Raw genomic sequence first — 640 nt, 5'->3', positions numbered from 1 at the left:
ATGGTGCGGAAGGAGAGACTTGAACTCTCACACCTTGCGGCGCCAGAACCTAAATCTGGTGCGTCTACCAATTCCGCCACTTCCGCATATTGTCAGTTACGAATAACTGTTGTTTCTCTAGTTGTATTGTTTAAATCAGTAATTGGTAAAAACCGATCTAAAGAATAATGGTGCGGAAGGAGAGACTTGAACTCTCACACCTTGCGGCGCCAGAACCTAAATCTGGTGCGTCTACCAATTCCGCCACTTCCGCATGATTAATCGTCGAGACAATTAATCTAAATAATGGCAGGTCTACCTGGATTCGAACCAGGGAATGGCGGCATCAAAAGCCGCTGCCTTACCGCTTGGCGATAGACCTACAGCGCTTGCTTACACAAGACTTTCACAAACTAGAGATAATGGTGCGGAAGGAGAGACTTGAACTCTCACACCTTGCGGCGCCAGAACCTAAATCTGGTGCGTCTACCAATTCCGCCACTTCCGCATATTGTCAGTTACAAGTAACTGTTGTCTCTAGTTGTATAATTTAAATCAGTAATTGGTAAAAAGCTGATTTAAAGAATAAATGGTGGCTACGACGGGATTCGAACCTGTGACCCCATCATTATGAGTGATGTGCTCTAACCAACTGAGCTAC

Annotated in this window: 5 tRNA genes; all 5 read right to left on the bottom strand. The window is 45.2% G+C overall.

Annotation, left to right across the window (positions count from 1 at the left end):
- Position 1: 1 nt before the first annotated feature.
- The 5 genes from C9J38_RS21615 to C9J38_RS21595 all read right to left on the bottom strand — a co-directional run bounded on the left by C9J38_RS21615 (position 2) and on the right by C9J38_RS21595 (position 640).
- Positions 2-86: transfer RNA gene (locus C9J38_RS21615), tRNA-Leu, on the bottom strand.
- A gap of 82 nt (positions 87-168) precedes the next feature.
- Positions 169-253 (bottom strand) — tRNA-Leu (locus tag C9J38_RS21610).
- 33 nt (positions 254-286) lie between these two features.
- Positions 287-361: transfer RNA gene (locus tag C9J38_RS21605), tRNA-Gln, on the bottom strand.
- A 41-nt stretch (positions 362-402) separates the two neighbouring features.
- Positions 403-487: transfer RNA gene (locus C9J38_RS21600), tRNA-Leu, on the bottom strand.
- Positions 488-569: 82 nt separating this feature from the next.
- Positions 570-640, bottom strand: a tRNA-Met gene (locus C9J38_RS21595).

Source organism: Photobacterium sp. GB-210 (assembly GCF_003026075.1).
In the GTDB taxonomy this organism is placed as follows: domain Bacteria; phylum Pseudomonadota; class Gammaproteobacteria; order Enterobacterales; family Vibrionaceae; genus Photobacterium.
This window is presented reverse-complemented; position numbering and strand designations above follow the sequence as displayed.